The organism is Streptomyces sp. NBC_00016 (assembly GCF_045040885.1).
In the GTDB taxonomy this organism is placed as follows: Bacteria; Actinomycetota; Actinomycetes; order Streptomycetales; family Streptomycetaceae; genus Streptomyces; species Streptomyces coriariae.
In genome coordinates this window covers 1-25,136 of sequence record NZ_CP108304.1, presented here as the reverse complement: position 1 = coordinate 25,136, position 25,136 = coordinate 1, and the positions used below count along the sequence as shown (strand labels likewise).

Annotated in this window: 21 protein-coding genes and 2 pseudogenes; 9 read left to right on the top strand and 14 right to left on the bottom strand. The window is 69.4% G+C overall.

Features of this window, described 5'->3' with window-relative positions:
* Positions 1–33: 33 nt before the first annotated feature.
* From OG933_RS00115 to OG933_RS00100, 4 genes are all read left to right on the top strand, one after another.
* Positions 34–714, top strand: a complete 681-nt coding sequence (locus OG933_RS00115; RefSeq protein WP_327187359.1) for a response regulator transcription factor — start codon at positions 34–36, stop codon at positions 712–714.
* Positions 701–2,167, top strand: coding sequence for a sensor histidine kinase (locus OG933_RS00110; RefSeq protein WP_405624705.1), 1,467 nt, complete (start codon positions 701–703; stop codon positions 2,165–2,167). Before OG933_RS00115 ends, OG933_RS00110 begins: the two co-directional genes overlap by 14 nt.
* Before the next feature lie 375 nt (positions 2,168–2,542).
* Positions 2,543–3,898, top strand: a complete 1,356-nt coding sequence (locus OG933_RS00105) for a tyrosine-type recombinase/integrase (protein ID WP_405624704.1) — start codon at positions 2,543–2,545, stop codon at positions 3,896–3,898.
* On the top strand, positions 3,898–4,311 hold the full coding sequence (locus tag OG933_RS00100) for a DUF6262 family protein (protein ID WP_362533170.1): 414 nt from the start codon (positions 3,898–3,900) through the stop codon (positions 4,309–4,311). The genes OG933_RS00105 and OG933_RS00100 overlap by 1 nt, the downstream gene beginning before the upstream one ends.
* On the opposite strand, the gene OG933_RS00095 is transcribed toward OG933_RS00100, so the two are convergent.
* The 4 genes from OG933_RS00095 to OG933_RS00080 all read right to left on the bottom strand — a co-directional run bounded on the left by OG933_RS00095 (position 4,305) and on the right by OG933_RS00080 (position 7,046).
* A complete protein-coding gene (locus tag OG933_RS00095; RefSeq protein WP_405624703.1) occupies positions 4,305–4,721 on the bottom strand; it encodes a hypothetical protein in 417 nt (138 codons plus the stop codon). The two genes, OG933_RS00100 and OG933_RS00095, sit on opposite strands and share 7 nt — an antisense overlap.
* 373 nt (positions 4,722–5,094) lie before the next feature.
* Positions 5,095–5,604 (bottom strand): hypothetical protein, encoded by a 510-nt coding sequence (locus OG933_RS00090; protein WP_405624702.1) that lies wholly within the window; start codon positions 5,602–5,604, stop codon positions 5,095–5,097.
* 203 nt (positions 5,605–5,807) lie between these two features.
* Positions 5,808–6,482 (bottom strand): class F sortase, encoded by a 675-nt coding sequence (locus OG933_RS00085; protein WP_405624701.1) that lies wholly within the window; start codon positions 6,480–6,482, stop codon positions 5,808–5,810.
* A gap of 114 nt (positions 6,483–6,596) precedes the next feature.
* The gene (locus OG933_RS00080) at positions 6,597–7,046 is read right to left on the bottom strand and encodes a sortase (protein WP_405624700.1); all 450 of its coding nucleotides are present in this window, start codon (positions 7,044–7,046) and stop codon (positions 6,597–6,599) included.
* Between the two features lie 983 nt (positions 7,047–8,029).
* On the opposite strand from OG933_RS00080, the gene OG933_RS00075 reads away from it, so the two are divergent.
* Together OG933_RS00075 and OG933_RS00070 are read left to right on the top strand one after the other, a co-directional pair.
* On the top strand, positions 8,030–8,380 hold the full coding sequence (locus OG933_RS00075) for a hypothetical protein (protein ID WP_331739665.1): 351 nt from the start codon (positions 8,030–8,032) through the stop codon (positions 8,378–8,380).
* Between the two features lie 38 nt (positions 8,381–8,418).
* A pseudogene (locus OG933_RS00070) lies at positions 8,419–9,011 on the top strand (hypothetical protein); the annotation flags it as partial.
* Positions 9,012–9,095: 84 nt separating this feature from the next.
* On the opposite strand, the gene OG933_RS00065 reads toward OG933_RS00070, so the two are convergent.
* Both OG933_RS00065 and OG933_RS00060 read right to left on the bottom strand, forming a co-directional pair.
* Positions 9,096–9,878 carry a sulfite exporter TauE/SafE family protein gene (locus tag OG933_RS00065; protein ID WP_331740754.1) on the bottom strand — a complete coding sequence of 261 codons (783 nt, stop codon included), beginning with the start codon at positions 9,876–9,878 and terminating at the stop codon, positions 9,096–9,098.
* Positions 9,879–10,070: 192 nt separating this feature from the next.
* Positions 10,071–10,226 (bottom strand): hypothetical protein, encoded by a 156-nt coding sequence (locus tag OG933_RS00060; RefSeq protein WP_331739663.1) that lies wholly within the window; start codon positions 10,224–10,226, stop codon positions 10,071–10,073.
* A gap of 226 nt (positions 10,227–10,452) precedes the next feature.
* Between OG933_RS00060 and OG933_RS00055 the strand changes: the two genes are divergently transcribed.
* The 3 genes and pseudogenes from OG933_RS00055 to OG933_RS00045 all read left to right on the top strand — a co-directional run bounded on the left by OG933_RS00055 (position 10,453) and on the right by OG933_RS00045 (position 15,436).
* Positions 10,453–11,481, top strand: a complete 1,029-nt coding sequence (locus tag OG933_RS00055) for an SDR family oxidoreductase (protein WP_405624699.1) — start codon at positions 10,453–10,455, stop codon at positions 11,479–11,481.
* Positions 11,482–11,966: 485 nt separating this feature from the next.
* Positions 11,967–12,116, top strand: a pseudogene (locus OG933_RS00050) (SAM-dependent methyltransferase); the annotation flags it as partial.
* Between the two features lie 149 nt (positions 12,117–12,265).
* Positions 12,266–15,436: an NACHT domain-containing protein gene (locus OG933_RS00045; protein ID WP_405624698.1), complete on the top strand. Its 3,171-nt coding sequence runs from the start codon at positions 12,266–12,268 to the stop codon at positions 15,434–15,436.
* Positions 15,437–16,077: 641 nt separating this feature from the next.
* Here OG933_RS00045 and OG933_RS00040 read toward each other — a convergent pair.
* The 8 genes from OG933_RS00040 to OG933_RS00005 form a co-directional block, all read right to left on the bottom strand.
* Positions 16,078–16,848 (bottom strand): maleylpyruvate isomerase family mycothiol-dependent enzyme, encoded by a 771-nt coding sequence (locus OG933_RS00040; protein WP_405624697.1) that lies wholly within the window; start codon positions 16,846–16,848, stop codon positions 16,078–16,080.
* Positions 16,845–17,147: a hypothetical protein gene (locus OG933_RS00035; protein WP_331739657.1), complete on the bottom strand. Its 303-nt coding sequence runs from the start codon at positions 17,145–17,147 to the stop codon at positions 16,845–16,847. Before OG933_RS00035 ends, OG933_RS00040 begins: the two co-directional genes overlap by 4 nt.
* 2 nt (positions 17,148–17,149) lie before the next feature.
* Entirely contained in the window at positions 17,150–17,278 is a 129-nt protein-coding gene (locus OG933_RS00030; protein ID WP_405624696.1) for a helicase associated domain-containing protein, read from the bottom strand.
* 387 nt (positions 17,279–17,665) lie between these two features.
* On the bottom strand, positions 17,666–18,247 hold the full coding sequence (locus OG933_RS00025; RefSeq protein WP_331739654.1) for a hypothetical protein: 582 nt from the start codon (positions 18,245–18,247) through the stop codon (positions 17,666–17,668).
* 673 nt (positions 18,248–18,920) lie between these two features.
* Positions 18,921–19,481 carry a telomere-protecting terminal protein Tpg gene (gene tpg, locus OG933_RS00020; RefSeq protein WP_362533219.1) on the bottom strand — a complete coding sequence of 187 codons (561 nt, stop codon included), beginning with the start codon at positions 19,479–19,481 and terminating at the stop codon, positions 18,921–18,923.
* A 3-nt stretch (positions 19,482–19,484) separates the two neighbouring features.
* Positions 19,485–21,581: a telomere-associated protein Tap gene (gene tap, locus OG933_RS00015; RefSeq protein ID WP_405624695.1), complete on the bottom strand. Its 2,097-nt coding sequence runs from the start codon at positions 21,579–21,581 to the stop codon at positions 19,485–19,487.
* Between the two features lie 137 nt (positions 21,582–21,718).
* Positions 21,719–22,222 (bottom strand): hypothetical protein, encoded by a 504-nt coding sequence (locus tag OG933_RS00010; RefSeq protein ID WP_405624694.1) that lies wholly within the window; start codon positions 22,220–22,222, stop codon positions 21,719–21,721.
* Entirely contained in the window at positions 22,219–24,612 is a 2,394-nt protein-coding gene (locus OG933_RS00005) for a Helicase associated domain protein (RefSeq protein ID WP_405624693.1), read from the bottom strand. The genes OG933_RS00010 and OG933_RS00005 overlap by 4 nt, the downstream gene beginning before the upstream one ends.
* Between the last annotated feature and the right edge of the window lie 524 nt (positions 24,613–25,136).

Below are 25,136 nucleotides of genomic sequence, written 5' to 3'. Positions count from 1 at the left end.
AAGGCGGGCCGGCGCTGTGCGAGGCTGCACCGCATGCGCATCCTGGTGGTCGAAGACGAGGTGGACCTTGCCCACACCCTGCACACCGGTCTGACCGCCGAGGGCTACAGCGTCGACCTCGCCCATGACGGCCGGCAGGGACTGTGGATGGCCCGGACCGGCGAATACGCCCTTGTCGTACTGGACTTGATGCTGCCCGGACTCAACGGCTACAAGGTCTGCGCCCAGTTGCGCCGGGAGGGCAACGCGACCCCCATCCTGGTACTCACCGCCAAGGACGGGGAGTGGGATCAGGCAGAGGCCCTGGACACGGGGGCCGACGACTACCTGGCCAAACCCTTCTCCTACGTGGTGCTCGTCGCACGGCTGCGAGCGCTGGTCAGACGGGCCGCCACGGTCGCCCCGCCCGTCCTTGCTGTGGGCGACCTCTCGTTGGATGTCGCCGGCCGGGTCTGCCGCCGGGCCGGGGCCCGGGTGGAACTCACGCCCAGGGAGTTCGCCGTGCTGGAGCTGCTGGCCCGCCGGGCGGGTCAGGCGGTCTCCAAATCGGATCTGCTCTATCACGCGTGGCCCGAGGAAGCCCTGGATCCCAACCTGGTGGAGGCTCGCGTCAGCGCACTGCGCAAGAAGGTGGACTCCGCGTTCGGCCGACGGTCCCTGCAGACCGTACGGGGTACCGGTTACCGGCTGGTGGACGACCGTGAACGCGACTGAGCCGCGGCGCCGTTGGTGGCCGCGTTCGGTACGGGCCCGCGCGGCCCTGGCCGCTGCCTCGGCCGCCGCCGTCATCCTGGTCGGCATCGGCTGGTGGCTGCACCACGACGTCTACCGCCAGAGCACGCAGATCGCCGAAGACCAAGCCAAGGAACAACTCTGGTCTCTCTGTGACAAGTTGCAACAGGGTGTCATTCCTGACTCCATAAGCACTGTGCCGTACGAGGTCGTCGCGACCGGTCGGCGCACCGCTGTCGCCTACGGCGGAGGCATGGACGACTTCGCTCCCGGCACCCACCACGTGATGCCCGCCCCGCCGAAAGCCTTGAGGGCCGAGCTCATTACTACCGTTCGCCTGCCTGCGAACCCCGACTACGACCCCCATGACAAATCCTCTGTGGCCGGCGGGACCAATCAGGTCATCACGGCCAATATCCCGGCCGATGTTCTGGGCGATGACAAAGCCGCTGCTCTGGGCGTCACCGCCGACGCCAACCTGCGGGTATATGTGGTGGTGCTCCCGCACACAGCCGAGGCAATCACCGAGACCACCGACCTCCTGCTGCTGCGGGCCGGGCTCGTGAGCCTCGTACTGATCGCCGCCGCCTACTTCGCCGTCCGAATCGCGCTGCGGCCGGTCGAAGCCATCCGCGTCCTCACCGCCTCGGTCACCGCGAGCGACCCCCGCGAACGCGTCACCGTCCCCGCCACGGGACACGAGATCACCGCCCTGGCCACCACCATCAACAGCACCCTCCAGCGCCTCGACGACGCCGCCGCCCAGCAACGCCGCTTCGTCGCGGACGCCGCCCACGAACTACGCAGCCCCCTCACCACACTGCTGGCCAGCCTGGAAGTCGCGCTCGCCTACCCGGAACGCACCGACTGGCCCGCCGCGGCCACCACCGCCGCACGACAGACCCGCCGCCTCCAGGCCCTCGCCGAAGACCTGCTGCTCCTGGCCCGCCTAGACACCCGCACCCTCATAGCCGGCCCCGAAACCGTCGACCTGACAGCCCTCGCCTCCCGGCTGACCGAGCAATACCCCCTCACCGAACGGCCGTTGACCCTCACCTGCGACAGCACCGCCCCCGCACACGCACGCGGAAACCCGGACGAATACGAACGACTGCTGCGCAACCTCATCGACAACGCCGCCCGCCACGCCGCACACCGCATCCAGATCACCATCCGAAACCAGGACGCCTGGGTCGTCCTCACGGTGCACGACGACGGACCGGGCGTGCCCACCGAGGACGCCGAGCGCATCTTCGAACGCTTCGTCCGGCTCGACGACGCCCGCTCCCGCGACCACGGCGGCACCGGCCTGGGCCTCGCCATCGCCCGCGACCTGGCCCACCGTCACCGAGGCACCCTCACCCTCACCCCCCGGCCCCTCGGAGCATGCTTCCAGCTACGCCTTCCCCGAGCCTCCACCCCGGCCGAGGAATGACGCGCTTCACCGCGGCAGCCCTTCGGAACCGGAAGACCACCAGATGACCACGCCCAAGAAGCTCCCGCCCGCGAAGAAGCAGGTCAACCAGCTGATCGCCGCAGAACGAGCCGTCTGCGAACACGCCTTCGCACACCTGAAGAACTAATCCCTTTTCAAGGGCAACCCGGCTCGTCCGCGCGCTGATGGTCGTCAACTGGCACGAGATCGCCCGCTGACCGACGATCTTCACCGCAGACAACCGCCGCCGACCAGCACGAGCATGACCTCACCCACCCATGCCACCCCCGTGACCTGCACGTTCAAGATGAACACAACTCACTGGACTTCACCGGCATCACCCAGCCCTGGCTACGGGAGAGGACCAAGGGGTACATGCGGCTGCGGCTCGCGCGCACGGAACTGCGCTCGGTCGCGCGCAACATCCACGACGTCGTTGTTTTCTCCCGGTTCATCGCCGAAAGCCGCCCCGCCCAGCAGAACGACCCGGCAGTCCTGGACCGTGCACTGCTGGAGTCGTACATCGGCTGGGTCGGCCGCAGGACGGTGGAGAAGAAGGGACCCCACTACGGGCAGCCGGTGAGCCCCGGCAGCCGCATCCGCCTGCTGTCGGTGATCTCCACCATGCTCGAAACGTGGCGCCGCTACGGCTGGCAGCCCGTGCTGCCACCCGATGCCCGGATCCATCGGGACGAGTACCCGCGCCAGCGCGGGCTGAAGGCCAACTTCATCGACGAGTACCTGATGGAGCAGATCGAGTCCGAGGAGAACCTCGCCTTACTCGATCCCGAGACCCGCACGCTGGTGTTGATCTGCCGCGACGAGGGGCTCCGCATCGGCGAGGCACTCACTTTGAAGACCGACTGTCTGAAGAAGACCCCGTCGGGCCGATGGGCCCTGGTCCACTACAAGAACAAGGACAAGAGCTTCCGCGCCATCCCCGCCTCACGCGTGGTGGTGGACGCTATCCGCGGGCAGCACGGACGCGTCCGGGAACGCTTCCGCGACGGCTGCCACTGGCTGTTCCCCAAGGTCAGCGGCAACCCGGACGGGAAGTATCCGATGCCCTACGGCACGGTCGACACCCGCTTCGACGCCTGGCGGAAGCGCATTCGCCTCATCGACTCCCACGGCGACGCCGCCATCGTGAACTGGCATCAGTTCCGGCACACCCTGGGCACCAGAATGGCGAACGCGGGCGTGTCCGGACGCACCATCCGCGAGGTCCTCGGTCACACCTCGTGGGCGATGCAGGAGCACTACTCGCGCATCGCGGACGACACGCTTCGCCGTGAGTACGAGGAGAAGTACGAGGTCCGCTTCAACCTCAAGGGCGAGGCTGTCAAGGTCCACCGCGACGCCGACCTGGCCGGCGTCGAGTGGCTCGCCGAGAAGATCGGGCGTCGGCTCCACGCGGTGGCCGGCGGCTGGTGCGGACGGCACATCGCGCGTCCCTGCCCGAAGACCGCCGCCGACGGCTGCTACTTCTGCGAAGACTTCCAAACCGATCGGCAGTTCCTGCCGATCCACCGCGACACCCTCGCCCGCACACGCGAACTGCAGATCAGCGCCACGGCAGCGGAGCGTCCTCGCGCTGCCGGCATCAACGAGCGACTCGCCACCGCCGTCGAGCATGTCATCGCGAGCATCACCGACCAGGAACACGACGAGCTGTTCCCCGCCACCGGCCGGCAGCGAAGCCGTCCGCCACGAGACCGAGAGGACATCTGATGCGGGCTGACAACTCGGCCCATCTGGCCGAAGCCGCTCAACAGCGCCGTCTGGACTGCATTGAACGCGTCCAAGCAGTCCTGAACAGCCTGGAGCGCGACGGCGGCCCGGTCACCGTCGCCGGGGTCGCCTCCCGGGCCGGTGTATCCCGCACTTTTCTCTACGACGAAGCCCAGGCCTTGCTGCTGGCCAGGCTGCGCGACCTCGCGAGCAAGCAACCCGCCACGGGCCGACCCGCTCTGCCAGACCACCAGCGGATCACCACCAAGTCCCACGAGACGGTGGTGCGAGCGCTGCGCGACTCCAACCGGAAACTGAACGAAGAGAACGAACGGCTCCGCAACGAACTCGCCATGGCTCTCGGTCAGCTCCGCGACCTTCGCCGAGGCATCCCCGCCCCACGCGGTCAGTGACCAGACTCGGGGTAAGGCCCGACATCGGCGAAGCGGCGAATCCGGTCCTGTTCGGCGGTCTCGTCGGCGGCGTCGAAGTGCCGTACCTGGTTCCACCAGCGGTCATGGTCATAGCCCTCGCAGTGGTTGAACTCGTGGGCCGTACTGCGTAGCCGCTGCCACTCGCGCACGATCGCGGCCCGCTGCCACATCTCCGGCTGCTCCACCGCGAGCAGCGTGTGCAGGAGCCCGGCCGAGTCGCAGACCAGGATGAGCAGAGACCGCATCGCGAAGGACGTCTCACCAGTCTCGCCGACCTCCTCGTACACCCGCCCCAACTGGACGTTGAGGAATGTCTCCAGGGCGTGAACGTCCTCGGGCCGGAGGTCTTCAGCGTAGGTGAGGGGTCGCTCGGACGACGAGGTGGTCATGCGGGTGGGGCCTCCCATGCGTGCAGTGCCAGCCGGATCGGCTCCGGTGACACTGAGCAACTCTAGGAGAGGTTGCTGACACTGTCAGCCACACAAAGGACCAGCTCATCACGCCAGCCGAGCGTAAGAAATCCAGATAACGGCCTGTTCATCGCTCAAAAATTCCACCGGTACGAGCCGGACCGTAGTCAGCCCCGGAGCAAGCCCGGAAGCGTTTCACCGAACCCCAGCGGCGAAATGGATCACTGTGCTACACGGACATGATCATTCTCACCGATAACCGCTGTACCGATGTTCCTACCAGCGATGGAGGCCCGTGGGTTCAGGGAAACCGAGTCTGTTCAGCGGGAACTCGCGGGTCGGTCGGTGTGCATCAGCTGGGCGAATCCGTGGGTTCGGCGGGAACCGTGGGGTGGGCTGCGAGGCGGCGGGCTTCGGCGGTGACCTCGGCATTGACCTGGTCCACGGTCCTATCGCCGTATTCGAGGATGCCGTACTCGTCGTCGAGCTCAGCGAGGCGCTCGGTCAGGGGCAGCTCATGTCCGTGGCGCTGATGAATCCGGAAGGTGAACTCCCGAGGCGTGAGCTCTCCGGCGAGCATGCGGCGTGCGAGGGCTCGGGCGGCGGCTTCCTGACCGGCCTCGCCGCCGACTGGATAGAAGGAGAGGCCGAGTTCTCCGAGTGCTGCGGGAAGCAGGCCGTGGACGTCGTAATCCGCCTCGGCGCGCGTGCAGGCGGCGAGCATTCGAAGGCCGGGGGCGTCGAGTCCGGCGACGAGCGCATCACAGGCGGCATTCACCACGTCGCTCGCGCGGATTTCCCCCATGCTCCAGAGAGCGGCATGGTCCTGTAGAGCGATTGCTGCTGCTTCGGTCGACGTCACTCGTCCATGATCCCTTCATGGTGCGTGGTCTATTCGTCGCCGCCATGACTTTCCGTCGCCACTGGATGTGAGACAGAGCCGTTGATTGGACAGTCCCCCCGGCAGTCCAACGACGCGTGTGTCCAACCTGTCGGCTCCTGGTTGGCGCTGGTGGAGCAGCTCAGGAGGCAGCGGCTGTGCCGGACTGACGCCGAGCGATGGCCTCATCTGACCGCGGTGAGTGTCGCGTAGACCACGAGGTTGCCCTGGTATCCGGTGTGCTTGGCGTAGCCCCCGCCGCAGGTGATCACCCGTAGTTCGGCGCGCTCGGAGATGCCGTACACCTTCTTGCTCGGGAAGCGTTCCTTGTCGTAGACCTCGAGGGCGTCGACGGTGAATACGGCTGTGCGCCGGTCCGCCCGGTCGATCTCGATGGTGTTGCCCTTGGTCAGGGCGCCGAGTTCGTAGAAGACGCCCGCGTTGCCGGTGGGCAGGTCCACGTGGCCCGCGGTGACGGCTGTCCCGGCAGATCCTGGTGCCGTGCCCTCGCTGTACCAGCCGGCGCGGTTGGGGTCGTCGGCGGGCGGGGGCTCGAGCGCCCCCGATGAGTCGAGGTGCAGCTTGGTGACGGGGGTGTTCACGTTGATGGCGGGGATCCGGAGCCAGAGCGGTTCCGCGGGCGGGAGCGGGGACACGGCGGGGCCGGCTGGGGCGGCGGTGCGGTGGACCGAGGCACCTGGCAGTGGAGAGAGTGCCTGGCCGGCGGAAGGCTGTGGTGGCTGCTCGTCGTGTACCGCGCCGGCCAACAGCAAGGTCCCCGCCACGAGCGTCCAGGCCAAAGACCTGGCCGAAGGGATGAACGGGGATGAGGGAGAGTCGGTGGTACGCCTGGAGGCCATCGCGGTGGGTTCTTTGCCTGCAGCGGGGGAGAGGGGAGGCGATCGGTTCCCGGCGGCTTCCGGGACCAGGGAGGCCTCGGGAGCCGGCCGGGGGAGCCGGTGGGGCAGAGGCAGTCAGTTTCGGTTCGAGCGGCGGCGCATCCTCACCAGCCCCCCGGCAGCGGCTGCGGCGACCAGCGCCGCGCCCAGAGCGAGCTGCGGGGCTTCCCTTCCTGTGTCTCCGAAACCGGCCTCGACGGCACCGTCAGGCTGGCGTGTTGGGAGCTGGTACGAGTCCGTGATCCTGGTCCGCGGCGGGCATTTGACGGTTACGGTGTCGGTACCGGGCGAAGATCCTTCCGGCACGGTGAACTCGCCGGTGAGTACGCCCTTGCTCTCGCCTTCGTACAGGTGGAACGCCCCTGCCGCCTCGGACTCGCCCTTGCCGTAGGTCACGTCCGCACCGCATGCGGTGGTGCTGACGGTGACCGTGGAGCCGTGGGAGGTTAGCTGCGGGCGAATGTCGAGACCTGAGTCACCGGCGGCAGCGGCGACTGGAATCTGAAGAGCTAGGAAACCGGCCATCAGGCCGATACTGAGGCCAACACGTGTATTGCCCACAAGAACCCCTCCAGCGCAGCATTGTCCGTTCTATTGCGTTAAGCCTGAATTGTGCATCACTGCTGAGGCAACCGACGCTGTGTCACCTCCGCAACATGACGGATCGGCACATGTCTCGCCCGGACAGGCGTATCGATTGCCTGAAAACGGGCATTCACGCGGGTCAGAGAAATGGGAGCCGGAGTGGTGGGGGATTCGCCACAGGTCGGCAAACAGGCTAGTGATAGGCGGGGCAGGTCATCGACACAGATCGGTGTTCACCTGTTCCAGGCGGCCGCGGACCGATAGGCCCCCTGCATCAGGGATGCGCCGGGCGGCTCCGTTACCGTGCTCGACGTCGCCTTATCCGACGCCGACCGCCTCGGCATCGACGTCACCATCGCCGCCACCTCCACCGCCCACGACACCGGATCCGCTGCGCGGGGCTGCTTCACGAGGCAGAGACCGCCGATCCATGGATGAACCTTCCTCTCCCTCCCCTGCGCGGGCGCTCCTACGGTCGAGGCCGCGGGCACGCACCGGGGCGATGTCCAGGACGTCGCGGACCATCTCGTTGGCGGGCGCGGGGAGCTCGGGTGAGCACCTTTGTGGCCTGTCCGGCAACGCTCGCCGCGTGTTCGCCCGGCGTTCCCCGTGGGGCTGACTTCAGTGGAACGCCGGCGACCCGGAAGGTGAGGCCGTCCGCGCCGCCTCCATCGGACAGCTGTCCGTCGTCCACGTGATCAACCGGCTGACCCGGCGCCTGTCCGTCCTGGACATCCTCTGGCTCGGGTAGCCGCCCGTGAGTACGCCCCGACGGTCGCCCTGATGGAACAGGGCCTCAACCCCGCCCGCCGCACGCCGGTGCGCCCAACGCTGACCGGGCATCGTCGACTGCGGGCTACTCAGGACGATCTAGGTACTCGCGCCCAAGCGGAGCACGGTGCCCGCTGCCTAGCATCCGGAGCATGAGTTCTGTTGAGCAGACAGTCGGGTCGAGTGAAGGGCTGACGGAGCGTCAGCAGGAGCGGGGTGCGACATCGTTTGTGCTGGGCGCTGCCGCCGTCGCGATGATGATGTGCCCGTTTCTGCCTGCCTGGGTCCCGCCCTGGTTCCGCTTCTTTCCCGTGTACTTCATCGTGCCCACGGGGATCGGTGCGGTCGTCTCCGGCCTCGTCGTGCTGCACAGGGCGCGGGGCCAGGAGGAGGCGGCGCCCTCCTGGGCGCGGGTGGGAGTCGCACTCGGCGGGGCGGCGGTTGTGCTGTCGCTGGCCGTGATCGTCTGGGCGATCTGGGCGCTGAACCAGGCCTACCAGTAGAGGCCGAGCCGAGTACGCAGCCCGGAAATGGGTGGGCAATCCCTACGGCAGGCCGGGGCCGCAGGCGTTGTCCCGCCGTGTCCTCCCAGCGGTCGGTGACGTTGCCCTGCCTCACTGCCGGCACGATCGCCTCCTCCACCGCGCTGATCGGCTTCGGCCTCGACTCGGTCATCGAGGTCTCCTCCGCCGCCGCGGTCGCCCGGCAGTTCTCCGCCCGCGACCACACAGTCCGCGAAGTACGCGAGCAGCGCACCCTGCGGATCATCGCGGTGTCGTTCTTCGCGCTCGCCGCCCCTGTCGCCGTCGACGCCGTCCGCGCGCTCACCGGCACCGCCGAGGCCGAACCTTCCATCCCCGGCATCGTCGTCGCCTTGTCACTGGCGATCACGCCGTCTCTCTCTGCCGCTTAACGCAAGGCCGGACGCGAACTCGGCGCTGCCTCCGCGGTCGCCGACTCCAAGCAGACGCCGCTGTGCGCTTACCCGTCCGCCGCCCTCGTGATCGCCGCCATCGTGGTGAAGGAGGGCCGCGACGCCCGGCAGGGCAAGGGCTGTTGCGCCCCACGGCCGCGGCGGTGCCGTCCGCCGAGCTGGACGCGTGCGGCTGCCGTCCCGGCTGCGACTGCTGCTCCTTGACCCCTCCCGCTCACTCCAGGGCCTCGGTACCGGACCGGGCGCCCACGTGTGCACGGCTGGTTGTTCCCCCGACCCTTTGCTCAGGTGAGGGTCTGGACGGCGTAGAGGGTGCCGATGGCGGCGGCCAGCGCGCCCAGCAGGAGGCGCAGTGCGGTTTCCGGGATGCGAGGCTGGAGTCGGGCGCCGAGGTATCCGCCGATGAGTCCGCCGAGGCCGCAGGACACACCCAGGTACCAGTCGGGTGAGATGTTCCCTCGCCCGGTCAGGGAGAGCAGCGCGAAGGTGGTGGCACCGACGAGTGAGGTCGCGAAGGTGGCGGCGAGCGCGGCGGGGGCGACACGGGCGACGGGCATACCCCGGCCGACGAGGACCGGACCGAGGAGGGAACCGCCACCGATGCCGTAGATCCCGCCGACGACACCCACGGCCACGGCGAGGGCGATGACCGTCCGGTCGGAGGGTTCGGCGGCGGGCCGGCCGTGTGGCCGACAAAGGGTGCGGGCACACAGCCACAGCCCGAGAGGGAGCAGGAATCCGGCGATGAGCAACCGGAAGACGACCGGGCCGGGGAGGGCGAAGACCCGCACGGCCGCACCGATGACCACACCCGGCAGGGTGCCCAGGAGCAGACGCCGGGTGAGCGGGCCGCGCACGGCGCCGGTTGCGCGGTGGCGCCACAGCGATCCGGGACCGGCGACGACGTTGAAGAGAAGGTTCGTCGGCGTGACAGTAGGGCTGGGCACCGCGAACACGCTCAACTGGACGGGGAGAAGGAACACCGCTCCCGACACCCCGACCGGCGCGGTCACCACCGCTATCAGCAATCCCGCAGTCAGCCCGCCCAGCCCAAGCCACCACTCCACCACTGCCCCCGCCTGAGATCGTCCGAGCCAGTATCGGTGCGCGCGCCCCGGCACAGCCAACGTGAAACACGGCGATCACATCTCGACTGGACCGGCCCAGCGTCGGCCAGCCTCCTCAGTGTCGGCCGCACCGCCCGCAAGGCCGTCCGGCGAGATCACCGTCCTGCTGTCGTAGCCGCAGGAGCGGCCGCGTCACAGTCGGCGCCCTGCTCGCCGATTGCCCCGTTTTGCTTCGATGATCTTGTCCATGGCTTCGGTGTAGGGGTCCTTGAAGTCGTCCCCTTCGAGGTCGTCGCGGGACATCGACTCCATCAGGGCGAGCGCGCCCTTGATCTCCTCCTCGGACACGTCGCCGAGCCCGCCCCGACGGACGGCGAGCGGGCCGGCGTGAAGGGACTGGGCGACGGACCCGGATCAGGCGGCCCGGCTGTGGGGGCTGTCGGCACGGCTGACCGGTGTGAACACCCTGCGCGGCCCAGCCGCGCAGGCCGGCGCACCGGGCGGGCCCCGCGTGCGCCCGGCGGGGCCGGGGTACTCGGCCGGTCCCTGCGAGGACCGGCGAGAGGAGCCGAGGGTGAGCAGCGCAACGGGCAGCAAGGTCGTCGTCACGGGTGCCACCGGAAATGTCGGCACGAGCGTGGTGCGGCTTCTCTCGGAGGACCCGGACGTGGCCTCGGTAAGGGGTCTCTCCCGGCGGATCCCGGACTGGTCGCCGCGGAAGACCGAGTGGACGGCCGTCGACCTGGCCTCGGACCGGGCCGATCTCGCCGCCGCCTTCGTCGACGCGGACGCGGTCGTGCACCTGGCCTGGGCGTTCCAGCCGACCCACGATCCGGCGGCGACCTGGCGTACGAACGTTTTGGGCAGCATCCGGGTCTTCGAGGCCGTGGCCGCCGCGCGGGTGCCCGTCCTCGTGCACGCGTCCTCGGTGGGCGCGTACTCGCCGGGACCGAAGGACCACGCGGTGGACGAGTCCTGGCCCACGCACGGCTGGCCGGACGCCGCGTACTGCCGGGAGAAGGCCTACCTCGAGCGGACCCTGGACACCTTCGAGCGCGACCACCCCGGGATCCGGGTGGTGCGGATGCGGCCCGCGTTCCTGTTCAAGCGGCAGTCGGCGAGCGAGCAGCGGCGCATCTTCGGCGGCCGGTTCCTGCCCGGCCCGGTCGCCCGCCCCGAACTGCTGCCGTTCCTGCCGGACATTCCGGGACTGCGCGTCCAGGCGCTGCACACCGACGACGCGGCCGAGGCGTACCGGCTCGCGCTGCGTACCGAGGTGCGCGGCCCCTTCAACCTGGCCGCCGAGCCGGCCCTCGACGCGGAGCTGCTCGGCGAGATGTTCGACGCCCGTCCGGTGCGCCTGCCCCGGACGGTGGCCCGATCGGCGATTGCTGCCGCCTGGGGTCTGCGCCTCCTCCCGTCCTCCCCGCACCTCTTCGACGCGGTGCTCAGGCTCCCTCTGATGGACTGCACGCGTGCCCGCGTCGAGCTGGGCTGGCATCCGCAGCACACGGCGCCGGAGGTGCTGGAAGAGTTCCTCCTGGGACTGCGGGCCGGTGAGGGCGAGGCCACCGAGCCGATGCGGGGGCGCAAGGTGGGCTGAGCGCCCGGCGCCCACCCGAATCCTCCTGTCCGCCTGCGCCCATGCACGCGATGAACAACCTTGCGCGCCTCCGGCCAGCCGTCCGTACGGATCCCCCAGACCCCAGACCCCATCCCCCGCCGCCGGGAACGCTGTGCGGAACGCAGGGAGGCCCGGCACCTCCACCGTGGCCGCCGCGCTTTCGTCGTTGCCGAGTCCGAGCTGTCGGCGTGCATTGGCGGCGCCAGCCGTCACCGGCGCGAGGGCGGCCGCGACGCCCGGCCCGACGCGCGGACAGCGCCCCGGCGACGGTGTCGATCGCGTTCAGGGACTCGTCTGCGGCCGCCCGGCTCCAGCTTTCCGGCCCGTCGAATCGGCGAGCCCTGCTTCCCGACAGGAAGACTGGCCCGGCCGAGTCGGGCAGCAGGAGTACCGGTCGGACGTGGACCGGTGGGACACGGCGGTGACGGCGGAGAGGCTGTCGGAGGCGAGCGCTATGGTGCGTGGCCGTGGACGAGGTATTCACCGGGGCCGGTGGTTTCCGGATCACGGTCATCAGCGAGCCGGAGCCTGACGTAGCCGCCCGCGAGCTGCTCCCCGAAGCAGCTATGGCGACCGAGCCGCGCTTCCTGTGCTTCCTGTTCTTCGTCCTGCAGTGCCGATGTGCTCGGACGGTGGACGCCGCAGCCAATGCTGAGCACCCCGCTTCGCGGTCCTCCGCGTCCTGTGCAATCCCCCCGACGGGACCAACGGCGCACGGTAGCGTCAGCCGCGGCCGAGCCTGTACAGAAACGGGAGTGAGGGAATGGTGGCACGCAGACTCCTGGCGTTCGCCGACGCGCTGGTGCTTCTCGGTGCCGAGCCGCCGCGGCTGGCGGCGTTGGATCGGGCGCTCGGTGGGGCGTTGAATCTGGCGACCGCCGGGGTCAGCGGCACGGTGATCGGCATGGCCGACGCCAACGGACGCCTCCTCGGCCTCGGACGCGACGCGCTCCGCGGCGTCGGCGCCCGTCTGCACCGTACCCAGGCACGTGCGGAGCGGACCGATGTGCTGCGCGCGGCGCACACGGTCATCGTCGTGGTGGCCTTCTTCGAGGCGATGGAGGAGGTGGAGCTTCCGTTCACCCTCGCCGAGGTGCGATTGACCCGCGACGAGCAACTCGCCCTCGCCCGAACGGAATCAGGCTCGACCCCGCGGATGCCGGACCTGGTGTCATTGCTGCTCGCCACGGACCTGCCCTGCCCGGCACCGCACATACGGCCCTCCGCACTCACCGCGATGCTGCTCGGGAGTTACGCGGAGTACGCCCGCAGGTTCTTCGACTTCCTGCAAGGCCTTGCTCTTTGGGAGCACCTGGACGCGGTGCAGCGCCTTCGGACCCATGCGGCTCTCATCGATGACCTGCCGCACGCAGCTCTTGCCCGATACCAGAGTCTCTACGTCGAGCTTGCCAAGGCGGCGCCCGAATTCGGCTTCTGGGTCACACACGTGGCGCAGCAGGCGATCCACACAGACGTCGGCCGTGCCCTGTCCGGGATCGAGACCCTCCTCACCCGCACCGCCGAGGCGCTGCGCCCGCCGGTCGACGTGGCCTCCGCGCTGGCGCGCGCACACCGGGCGGCGCTCGCTCACCCAGTGCTGGACGCCGCGTCGGCGCCGGACGGCATCAGGATCCCCACCCTTCAGGACCTCTACCTCGACCCGGACTTCCGTGTCAGTGCCGTCTCCGGACAGGCCGCACCCGCCGACCACGAATGGTGGGGCCGATTGCCCCTCCGCCGAGACCTCACCCGCTACCTGGCGGGGGCCCTCACCTCTCCCCACCTCGCCGAGGCCCCCCTGCTGATCCTGGGCCAGCCCGGCGCCGGCAAATCAGCCCTCACCCGGGTGCTCGCCGCACGGCTCCCCTCCGTCGGTTTCCTCCCCGTGCGCGTGCCGCTGCGGGACGTCCGGGTGGAGGACGAACTGCAGGACCAGATCGAACAGGCGATCCGCGCCTCCACCGGCGAACGGGTCAGCTGGCCGGAATTGGTGCGCGCGGCGGGCGGCAGTACCCCCGTTCTGCTCCTGGACGGCTTCGACGAGTTGCTGCAGACGACCGGCGTCCACCAGACCAACTTCCTGGAACGCGTCTCCCAGTTCCAGCAGCGTGAGGCGGATCAGGGGCGGCCCGTGCTCGCGTTGGTGACGAGCCGGACCTCCGTGGCCGACCGCGCCCGATACCCCACCGGCATGGTCGTCCTACGCCTGGAACCCTTCCGCACCGAGCAGATCACGACCTGGCTGGCCGTGTGGAACGAAGCCAACACGGTCGGATTCTCGGCGCACCGCCGCGGCCCGCTCACCTGGCAGCACCTCGAACGGCACGCCGAACTCGCCATCCAGCCACTGCTGTTGACGATGCTCGCACTGTACGACGCAGCCGAGGGCGCTCTGCGGCGCGCCGACGACTTCGACGTCACCGAGTTGTACGAGCAGCTGCTGTCCTCCTTCGCCCGGCGCGAGGTCGGAAAGACGACACTCCATGCCCTCCCCGACGCGGACACGGCCGCCCTCGTCGAGCAGGAACTGCAACGTCTGTCACTCGTGGCCTTCGCCCAGCTGAACCGGGGCCGCCAGTGGGTGTCGGCCGACGAACTCGAACAGGACCTCAACGCCGTACTGGGCAGACAGCCCGTGCGACCACCGGGATTCCGCACCCCGCTCACCGCCGCCGAAACGGCCCTCGGCCGCTTCTTCTTCGTCCAGCGAGCCCAGTCCGTACGCGACGGCCAGGTACTGGCCACCTACGAGTTCCTGCACGCGACCTTCGGCGAGTATCTGGCCATACGCCTCACCCTGCACCTGCTCACCGACCTGCTCGCACCCCGCCCCACGCTTTCCCTCGGGGACACCCGCATCGACGACGACCTCGCCTACGCACTGCTCTCCTACACCTCCCTGGCGTCCCGGCAGATGCTGCGCTTCGCGCGGTCGCTCACCGGCAGACTGTCCGCGCCGGAACGGCGCCGGCTGACCCGGACCCTCATCCAGGCCCTGACCCAGCACACGACGCGCACCGCAGACCAGTACCCGACCTACCGGCCCGCCCTACTGCGCACCACGACACGCCACGGCCTGTACGGCTCCAACCTCGTCCTCCTGACGGTGCTGTTCGCCGAGCGTTGCACCGCCGCCGAGCTGTTCCCAGACTCCGCTGACCCGCCGGGTGCCTGGCACCGGCACTGCCTGCTGTGGCGCTCGGCGATGAACGAGAGCCAGTGGACGGACTTCGCTCTCTCCGTCGACGTGCATCACACGTGGGACGACGAGGGCCGGGCCCTGGAGATATCGCTTCGCTCCGAGCCAGGCACCCCACCGCAGCCGCTCGACATGAACTGGCACTTCCGCTACCCGCGAGGCAGCGAAGGCACAGGCTGGTCACGGTCGTACTGGGATGAGCTGTGGCACAAGACAGCCGTGTCCGGCGGAACCAATGACTCGGTGATGCGGCACGCCCTGGACCCGGTATTCCGGTGGCTCGGCCAAGCCGTGACTGTGTTCAGCCCGGTCGACGGTGCTCCGGCCTCATCGCTCGCGCACGACCTGCTCGAACTGCTGCTGGCCGATCGCACGACCATGAGCGACAGGGAGCTCGGCGATCTCTACAACCGGGCGCTCCGGGGAACGCGACTGCTGATGGACATGCGCCACCCCCAGCTGGTGTCGGCCGTGCACGCCCTTCTCACGGCCTTCGGCCAGGACAGACGGCGAGTCCCCGGCGACGCACACGACGGCGTCCTGCTGTTTCTCACACAGCTCATTCAGCTCATGTTCGGTGACAGCGAGAGGGTACAGCCATTGCCGGTGACCGTCTCCGATGCACTGTCCCATGCGCTGGCGTCCCACCGACCCTTGGTGCGCGCCCTCGTATCAACGGAAAACTGGGCCCTGATCGCACGCCACCACGATCCGGCCACCGGCCCGCCGGAGTGAGCAGACGAGGTGGCGGTCAGCGAGCAGTCGGCTGGCCACCCGGACGATCCCCTTGCTCCCGGGAAGGTGACGCGCGGCGTGGAGCGGCCCTCGGCACCGTGACGAGGATTCCAGGGAGCGCACCGCGCCGGAGTGCTGCGGGCGCACCCAAGCAGGGTCGTCGAGGACGCCCCAGAGCCGTTCGTCGGCGATGCCGTCTCCGGCGCCACGATCGAGACGTCCATGCCGTGCGCGACCTGGTCGTAGAGGGCGCGGTCGAGGCCGGATCAGCCGGACGGCCCTGTCCGCCCGGCTGATCCGGCCGCCGCTCGCCGACGCGGATGGTGGCGACCACGTGCTGGTCCTGGACGCCGCCACGGCGGTGATCGGTGACCCGTACGCGCATCCCGGCGGCGCGGACGGCGCCGAGCAGGCGCAGAACTGACAGCGAGGGAGCCTGATCGGTTTCTCAACGAGTGCGGGAGTGCGGGACGACGTGGCCCGTGACAAGCCGGCCACCACCACGATCCAGCAGCCGACCGAGCGATTCGCGTCGCAGAGCGCAGACATGCTCCCGGCCTTGGCGGCCTCCCGAAGCCGCATGTCACGTCTTGCCCGGGGACGAGTCAAAGAGGCCGTCCGGCGGCAGCCTGCTCGCTCGTCTACGGCGCTGTGAAGAGCAACGGGAAGCGCAGGCCCAGCCACGGTTTGCGGCCCCAGACGACGACCTTGGCGCGGGCCATGGCGGTGGGGGCGGTCCAGCGGCCCAGGGCGAGGAGGAGGAAGGCGACGGGGTCGATGGCTATCGTGCAGTCGGGCCGCCGGGGCGGGGTGTCGGAGACCGTGGGCACGCCGTCCGCGAAGGTGACGGCGAAGCGGTCGCGGCCGACCCGCAACAGATAACACGCGTGGTGGCCGGCCGCGCCGGCGTTCACTGCACGCGGCATGGCCAGTCGCATGAAGGGCAGCGTGAACGCGACCACTTCCCGGTTGACCATGTGGGGCCCGCGCAGCGCGACCGCGATGTCGTATCCGTGCCCGAGCAGGTGCGTGAGCAGGTACGAGCCCAGGGCGGCCAGGTTCATCGGCCCCATCGGCGTCAGCAACGCCTCGCGCGAACTGCGGCCGGCCGCGGCCACAACGAAGGCTCGGGCGGTATCCGCGATCTGCGCACCGAGGACCGCCGGATCCCGCTGCGGGAAGACGGCCAGAGCCGCACGGTTGGCCGCCGCGAGACCGCTCGGCGTCCCATCGCCGTAGGGGCGCTCCTCGCCCGCCCCGATGTCCGCCATCAGTTTCCCCGCCAGCGCGAGGTGCGCCGCCGCCTCTCCCACCGTCCACTCCGCGCCCGGCAGCGGCGTGCGTGGGTCGGCCCCCACCAGCAGCTCCGCGATCCGGTCGGCAGTAACGACAATGGCATCCCCGGGTGTCATGAACGCGATCGTGTCGGTGCTCGGACCTGCTGTCCAGTGCCCTGCCGACCCCGCTCCCCGCCCGTACACAGCTTCCCGGGCCGCGCCAGCTGTGCGCGGCCGGACAAGGGCCGCGGCCGGACAAGGACGTGGACCAGGACGACGACGGCCTGGCGGGCCGCGCCGCCCCGCACCCACGCGCCGGTGAACCGCACCTGACCCTCAGCCCAGTCGCCCAGCCGCAGCCACGGCCGCACCCGGCCCACCAGGTAGCCCACCACGAGCGCCGCGACGGCAACCACCAAGACGTTCGCGCCCATCGTCAGGACCACCGCATCCCGATGGCGGCCAGCTGCTCCATCCGCTCCGGCGTCAGCGTCGCGGCCCTGCTCCGCTGATTCCCGATCCAGGCACCCAGCTTGAGCTCCCGCTCCTCCTGGTCCTCGCCCACCCAGCTTGAGCTCCCGCTCCTCCTGGTCCTCGCCGACGATCCGCTCGACGTGCTTCCTCGGGACCTGAAGGTGCCCCTCGCGCTCGTGGAACTGCTTGGCGGCCTCGTAGTTCACCGCCCACTTGCCGGCCTGCGTACGGCGAGGTCTCGGCTTCTCGTCCTCGCTGGCGGGCTTGATCCCGAGGACCTGCTCGCACATCCACTGCTGCACGGTCGTGAGCTGAGCCCACCCGAGCCGCACCGACGTCACCCACCGCCCGAGATCCTCGCCCTGGCGCAGAACCTCGCCCGCCGTGGTGGGCAGCGCCTCACCCGCGTCCAGGCGCATCCGGACCAGGTGGAAGCACCGCTGCCACCGAATTTCCGGGGTGTGGGTAGCTTCTGCGTCTAATGGTCCCGGGGTGTGTTTTGGCTGGTCAGGGGTGTTGTGCTGGTCATAGGCCTGGGCTGGTGTCTGGGTGTCGGCGGTGTAGGGGTCCGCCAACGGGCCGGGGGCGGGGCCACATCCCGCGGCGGCACTCCGGCGTTCACGGCCGCCACGACAGTGTGCTGCAGGGCCTTCTCGAGCAGGGCGGCGCTGTGGCTGAGGATGCGCAACAGATGCTGGGCCACGTCCGCACTCGAACCGGTCTGCGCCCCGCGCAGCTGGATGAGCTGCTCCTGAGCGCCGTCGACGAGACTGGTGATCTGGGCGCGCTGCTCGGCGGGCACGGTCGAGCGCCACATCGTCCCCGAACCCGGCGCTTTCTTCTCCTTGCCCAGCACGCGCAGTTGTCCGGCCATCGTGGAGGGCTGGTTTTCCTGGCGCAGCCACCAGGGGGCGTTGCCGTATCCGGGTGGTCCGCCGGCGCCGCGGCGGATGCGGATGACGCTGCCCATCCAGGAGGTCAGCGGGCCGCCGTAGTCGATCGCGGCCAGCGGCCCCAGCCACGGGCGGTCCACCCGCTCGCCGAGCCGGCGGCAGAACATCCCGTCGGAGGGCAGCGGCCGCGGCCGCCCGGCCCCGCTGTCGGTCCACGCCAGCTGGGCACATGGCCGGGTCCAGCAGCGCGCCGGCGACGGCCACGACCTCGGGGAAGACGACCGCGTCCCGCCCCACGATCCGCCACCGCTCCAGATCCCCGCTGGCGTTACCGCCCGCGACCTGGTGCAGGCGCCGCGGCCTCCCGATCCAGTTGAGGGCCTGCTCCCACCACCGGGCCACCACCGCGTGCGCCAGCGCGAACACCCTCTCCGGCTCGGCCCCGGCCCGTACCGCCCGTCGCGCCACCCCGGTCCACTGCCGCTGCGCAGCGGTCACCTCCGGCAGAAGCCGCACGTCCGTGCACAGGCGGCAGCCGAACGACACCGGCCCGGCGACCGCGCCCCCGGTCCGCCAGCGACGCGGTCGTCTCCCCCTGCAGGGGAGCGGGCCGCAGGAGGCCGAGGTGATGTGTCACTCCCTCACGGTCTCGTGTTCGCCGTCCCGGGCGGGCGCCTTCGCAACAGATGCCCAGCGGATCAAGCACACCGGATCCCCGGGAGGGTTGGGAGAGGGCTGTCCCCTTCGCAAGCTGCTGCCTCGGCTCTTTCGCCAAGCAGGGCGGACAGACGAGGAACGGGAGCCCGACGAGCAGGTCCGGCCTCCCGGTTGGTGTGGGGGTTAGTAGTCGAGGTCGAGGTAGTCGATGTCGTTGAGGGTGACGTCGGAGAGTCCCATGGCGCGGCCTCCGCCGTCCTGGAAGTAGATCTCTTTGAATCCCTCGGCGATGATCCCTCGCATCTCCCGGTCGCTGGCGCCTGTGTTGCGGGCGTCGAACAGGCGTTGTGCGTACGCAGGGGGAAGGTGCACGGTGAGCCGTCGGAAGCGTCCGTCGTCGGTGGTGCCGACCGGTGCGGTGTAGCCGAACCGGGCCCGCGTCTCCACCGTCACCCCACCGGTAGTGGCGGCCTGCTTCTGTCGGCGTTTGCGCACCAGTGGCTGCCAGCGTTGCCGTACCGCGTCGTCGATCTTCGCGGCGACGTCGGCACGGGCGTGCTTGCGGGCACCGCGCCGGTAGCGGTTCACCGAGTCGGCGGTGACCCCGATCTCCTGCGCGACGGCCTTCGCACTGCCCAACTGCTTGATCAGGTAGCCGATCTGACCCTTCAGCGTCTTCGGCGGCTGGCGGGTGAACGATTCCCGGTCGGCCCGTTCGATCGCGTCGTCGATCTCTCCGGCCACGGCCTACTCTCCTTCGTCCAGGACGGCGTCGCCGCCCTTGATGTGGCGGGCGGGGTTGTGGCCCTGCTCCATCAGGTCGACCGCCCACAGCATCGTCTGGACGCCTTCCAACTTGGCCAGGCCGGGCGTGGGCCCGAGGCGGAACCCTCCGGGCTGCGGCTTGCCCGACGCGGCGTACGGCAGGAAGTCCAGTGGCGAGGCGCCGGGGGAGGGGTAGACGACGCAGTCGGAGAGCACGGCGAGCGGGTACAGGCCCGTCATCCTGGCCATGTTGGTGAGCTTGCGGTGCATGTTGACCCGCGCCTTGGAGATGACGGCGGCACGGATGTCGGGGCGCCAGGTGGGGCGCTGGAGGGCCGGCCACCGTTCGCCCTCCTTGTACTTCTTGCCCTGGGGGCGCTCGCGGAGTTTGCCGATGCCGCCCTTGACGGTGGCCTTGATGGCGGCGAGGACGGCCGCCATCGCGGGGTCGGCGTCCTTGTGCCGCTCCATCGCGGTGAGGAAGGCGCGGTCGTCCAGGTCCTTGGTGACGCCGAGGTCGGCGAGGGTGTCGACGTAGGCGTTCTTCAGACGGTCGTGCCACGGGTCCAGGTACGCGCCGGTCTCCCGGCGCAGATACGCCTCGATCGGCGTCACGTTGGAGCCGAGTTCCTGGGCGTAGGCGACGGTGTGCGTCTGATACCAGGCAGGTCCCGTCGGCCGGGTGCCGTCCGGCGTGAACGGCGAGGGCAGGCGCGGGTCCACCTCGATGTGGGACAGGTCGACCAGCCAGCTCCCGGGGATCTTCGGGTTGAACGCCGGGGCGTGGAAGTGGTCCGGGGCGGAAAGGCCGACGACCAGGCGGGCCGCGGCGGCAAGGAACGCGGTGTTGAGGTCCAGGCCCACCGCGTACGGCAGCGTGCATTCCTCATCCGTCAGCAGGCTGACGTCGCGCACCCACTGGTACGCCTCCTCGTTCAGGAACCCGCCGCTCCAGCCGCTGTCGACGACGACGGGGTGCTCGGGGGTGGCCTCCGGCGGCGCCGGGTCCATCGGTTCCGTCCCCAGCGAGCCGGGGTTGTGGCCGGGCACCCAGTTACCGCTTGCTTCGTCCCGCATGGCCCGGGTGGGCGGGCGCAGCGCCGTCATCAGCTCCAGCCCGGAGACGGCCGTCGACCCGCGCGGGGTGATGACGCGGGTCGCGTACACACCGAGGACGCGGGCGACGTCGGCCGGCTCCATCTCCGCCACCCCGGGCCAGGACCGCTCATCGAGGGCGTCCCACGACAGGATCGCCAACTGCACGCACTGCCGCTCGCGCCCCTGGACTTTGCGGTAGATCCTTGCCCACGGCCCGAACCCGCGCTGGGTGAGCCGCCACTTCGCCTTCACCACCTGCTTGACCACCAGATGATCCTCGGGAAGACGCAGCGATCGGCGCTGCTCGTGGCCTTCCAGGCGTTCCGGGAGTCCGAGTTTCACGGCAGCCGCGCCGGTGAGGACGATCAGCGGGTCGCTGTCCTTGCCGTTGCGGTGCAGGCGCGGCGCGCCGAGGCCGGACTCGTGCAACGTCCACTCCACCAGCTCCACCACGCTTGTCGCCGGGCAGTCGAGCACGATCCCGTCGATGCCGTAGGCGGAGCCGTCACCGTCCAGCACGGCGAGCGGCCCGTGCGGGAAACCCGGGTCCAGCGCGGGCCTCGCCGCCTTCTTCACGCCTGGGCGACGCGACGCCGCGGCGGGCCGGGGGGCGGCGGGATGCGGTGCTTCCGCAGCCACAACGGCGTGAGTCTGCTGGGCGTTTGCTGTCGCGGATCCGGTCGGTTCACCAGAGGCTGCCGGCGCCGTCGCGGCAGCGGCGGCGACACCGTGGGCCGGGTACTTCGCAGCCCACCCGTCCAGCAGCCGCTGGTAGGCATCCAGACGCGGCGACTTCGGCTCGCTGCGGCCGTTCTCCCAGTTCTTCACCGACTGGGTCGTCGTCTTCAGCGCGGTGGCCAAACGGGCCTGGGTGATGCCGGCAGCCTCACGCAGTCGGGCACGCTCCGCCGGAGGCGGCAGATGCGGCTCCTCGTTCAGCAGAGCATCAACGGACGCGAACAGCTCTTCCTCAGTTGCCATCCCTGCACCTCCACTCCACGTAACCACAAACTTATCCCACTCCTTAACCCTTATGCGCCCATTCTGGAGCTGTCGGCGGTGTGTCCCTTGAGATTCATGGTCCACACGCCGGCAGCTCCGGCCGGTGACTGGTGGGTCTACCAGGCGGGGCGTATGTCCTGGCGGGCAGTGGAGAAGCCGGTGGGCATAGGCGATTCCGTCCGCCACAGCACACCTGGGTCCGGCGGGCACGGCGGGTACTCACCGATGGTCAGCACCGGCCCGTGCAGGCGCCGGTGGCCAGGCACAGGCTGTTCGGCCAGTACACCGTCGCGCATCATCCACAGCCCGAAGCAGTGGTCGTCCTCGTCATGGATCAGCACCTGCACGCTCTCCGGATACGGCCACGCCAGGGACTCCAGGTGCCGGAGCAGACCTGAACGCGGACGCACCCGCTCGAACTCGATCACCCACGCGCCAACAAACAGGTCCAGCTGCTCGAAGTGACCCTCCCAGCTGCGCGAGTCATCCGGCTGTGTCAGTGGTTTCATCACCTCGTCGGCGTACGGAGCCAACACGATGACCTGCGCGAATCTGCTCATGCCGAAGTATCGGCGGACACCGTCCGCCGACGGCAATCGAATTGGGAGACCAGAGGTCACGTGGCCCAGTCGAGTCCGAGCGCGGCAAGCTGCGCGAGCCGGTCTCCGGGCAGTTTCGCCCTGCGCCCCTTGAGGTTCATGATCCACACTCCCAGCTTGATCGGGTGTTCCTCACCGTCGATCACGATCCGTTCGATGTGGGAGCGGCTGATCGGCCCCACCGTGCCCGTGCGGTCCTTGTACTGAGTCAGCGCCGCCAGACCCCGCTCAAAGGCGTCAGAACCGCCGCGAGGGGCCTTGCCGGGCGTCTCCGGCTCAAGCGCCAGCGGCGTGATGCCGAGCTCCTCCAGGAGCTCGCGCTGGCCATCCATGAGTCCTGCCCACACGCCCGGTTGGCGCTGCCGAAGGAGCCACCGTCCGACGTCCTGTCCTCCCACGGTGACGCCCGGCAGGAGCTTCGTTCCGGTCTCGTCGCGCAGCAGCTCGCGCACGGCGGCGTAGTGGCGGTGCCAGTCGGCCGGCCAGGCGGGGTTCCAGTCCGGGTCGATCGCCTCGAGCGCGGCCGCCCATTCCGGGTGCCCGTCCAGCGCCCCGGGCCGTCGGAGGTTCGCCAGCCACATTCCCAACGGCCGGTCCAGCACCGTGGCTGTCCGCGGAGCACAGAGACTGAACGCCTGCTCGTAGTAGACCCGCGCGGCCGCCAGGTTCTCCTGGAAGCGTTCATCGGCCGGCGACCACACCATCCCGAGTTGCTCGAGCCGGCGGGCGCGCTGGCAGGTCATCTGCCCGGCTCCGTACGCCCGTCGCTGTTCTGCCACCCACTGCCCGAGCGGTGTCGCGCCCTCCCGGTGCTCGTAGGGCACCCGAGCGTTCCCGACCCGCTCCACGTACCGCCGCAGCGCCGCGTAGCCGCGTGCCCAGTCCTGGCGTTCGGTGTCGATCACATTGAACGACACCCACTCCGCGACCATCACCGGATCCCTGGGGGCGGCAAAACGGAGCAGCAAACGTGATTCTTCCTCGCCCTCCTCCGGCGCGACACCGATGTTCACGGACGGCTGTGCGACGTCTTTCTGCGGCTCCTGCGGGATCGCGAGCAATTCGACGGCTTCTTCGTCGTGCGCGCGCAGGCCCTCCAGGACTTTCACCAGGGGCCGGTAGGAGCCGGAGGTGAACATGTCCTCAGGCTGCTCTCCGGGCTGTAGGAAGACGGGCACGATCAGGGAGGCGAGCTTGCCTTGTCCGGGCTTCTGCCGGAGTGCCCGGCCGATGGCCTGGACGATGTCGTGCGGCGCTCCCTTGGGGTCAAGTAGGGCAACCGAATCCACGCTTCGAATATCGACACCCTCGCCCAAAACACGACAGTTCGACAGCACAGCTCGCTGCGCCGTCGACCCGAACGAACCCAGGACCTCCCGCCGGCGCTCGGGGACGTGTTCGCCGCACAGCCAGTCCGCCCAAATCCGAGAGGGGTACGTCTCGGGCTGGTCGGCGTGCAGTTTCGCCGCGACGCGCTCCAGGCCCTCCGCGTACGCCTGCGCCTCGATCGTCCGATGATGGAACGTGATGCACGTCTGCAGGTTGTGCTGGCTCATGGTGTGCAGGAGCGCGGCCTGCAAGGCTCCCAGCCGCTGACCGCGTACCTCTTCGCTGCGCCGCTCCTCGCCCATCAGCCGTTCGGGGGTGACCACGGGGTCCTTCAGCTCCAGGACGATGATCTGATACCGCGCCAGCAAGCCTCGGGAGACGGCAGAGGCGAGCGAGAGCTTGTACAGGACGGGGCCGAAGACCTTCTCGTCATCCATGGAGGCCGCCATCTCCCTCGGCAGCGCATCCCGCACCCCCTCAGCAACCTCCCGGCTGAGCCGCTCCTCCCAGATTCGCGGCGTCGCCGTCAGGTACAGCCGCCTGTACGCCGGGATGACGGTCTGGTCATGGATATCCGCCCACGCCTTACCCATCGACCCACTTGTCCTGTGGGCCTCATCAACCACCGCGAGGTCTACTGGATCAAGCTTCTGACCGTAGACACCCTCGAACGCCTCCGCCAGCACCCCCAGCGACGCGTAGGTGGCGTAGATGGTCACGGGCCCGGAGCCGTGCCACAGCGCCAACTGGATCGGGTTCGTCGTGGAGCGCACCTTCAACGACCACAGCTCCGGGTCGTCCTGGAGAGAACACACGGCCACCGCCGGCCCCTTGTGCCCGGCCTCGTGCCACGCCCTCACCGTCTGCGCCAGCAGATCCAGCGTCGGCACCAGCACGAGCACACGCCCCCTGGGCACAAGCCGTTTCGCCGACGCGGCAGCCATGATGGTTTTCCCCGTCCCACACGCGGCGTGCACTTGTCCACGAAGACCATTCCAGGGAATACCACCCGGCGGAACATCAAGACCCCGCACAATGGCGGCAACGGCCTCGATCTGGTGATCACGCAGCTTCACGGCCATGCCCCATGTTCTCCTTTTCGCGGAATGCAGCGCGTAATAAAAAATGGAATCCAGGCGTAAGGTGCGCAGCGCTAGGGGTGTAGCATCTGATCCCAGACTCTACACAGTCACAACTTGTGATGCATCACCCGCACACCAACTTCGCACCCGAGGGTGACACAGTGACTCAATCTCACTCACGAACGGCCGTTTCCCTGTATGCTGACAGGCCATTGGCGGACATGCCGGGACGGTCAGACGATGGGGGAGGGGTTCAGGGTGGAGCGCAGCGGAACCCGTCACTACAACGAGGCCGGCACCCCGTCAGTCGACGGTCCGTCACATCCTTTACAGGGATGATGGCTGGGAATCCCAAGCCTTACACAGTCCCGCGCGCGATGCACCCCCCCTACTGCCAGCCCCAGGAATCCCGCTTGCGGGATTCCCCCAATTCGCGCTTGCGCGAATGGCACACACCTAGAATTCCGCTTGCGGAATTCGATTCCACGCTTGCGCGGGAATCTGGCGGAGCGTCAGCGGAGCCG